Annotated in this window: 2 protein-coding genes; both read right to left on the bottom strand. The window is 31.9% G+C overall.

What is annotated here, in order from left to right:
• A partial coding sequence (locus KH893_RS13115) for a hypothetical protein (RefSeq protein WP_345803741.1) occupies nt 1–162 on the bottom strand: 162 nt, incomplete at its 3' end.
• A 63-nt stretch (nt 163–225) separates the two neighbouring features.
• Nucleotides 226–393: a hypothetical protein gene (locus KH893_RS11765; RefSeq protein ID WP_281166273.1), complete on the bottom strand. Its 168-nt coding sequence runs from the start codon at nt 391–393 to the stop codon at nt 226–228.
• Nucleotides 394–501 lie beyond the last annotated feature (108 nt).

Raw genomic sequence — 501 nt, 5'->3', positions numbered from 1 at the left:
AAATTGAAGGTCGTTCATATATACTGCACCAGTATGCTTATTTACTGGACCGTTATACCAATCACCACGCACATAAGTTGTATATGGATTATATGATCCAAATACTCCATTATTGATTCTAGTAATCCAAACATCACCCTTATACTTCTTCCAACCATTAATTGTCTCTGCACCAGTAATAGTTGCTTTTAATGGTTCAACACTTCGATAAATGATGCGTGCTTCTTAAGTTCCAGCATTAACTGGATTAACATTTTCATGATATACGCCAGGAAATACAAGAACTTCATCACCAGGAACTGCAATTTTCGCTGCTTCGTTTATTAATTTATATGGATGCTCCTTCGTACCATTTCCATCACGTTTTGTGTTTATATCAACATAAATTTTCATAGTAAATACTCCTTGTAAAAATAAATAGAGAAAATGAATCAATAATTAAACTACTTGATTTTGTTTCAATTTAATGATTTTTTGGTTTACATCATTGACATCTTGATC

This window comes from Liquorilactobacillus sicerae, assembly GCF_029916425.1.
Lineage (GTDB): Bacteria > Bacillota > Bacilli > Lactobacillales > Lactobacillaceae > Liquorilactobacillus > Liquorilactobacillus sicerae.
The sequence above is the reverse complement of the archived record's forward strand: the minus strand, read 5'-3'. Positions and strand labels throughout refer to the sequence as shown.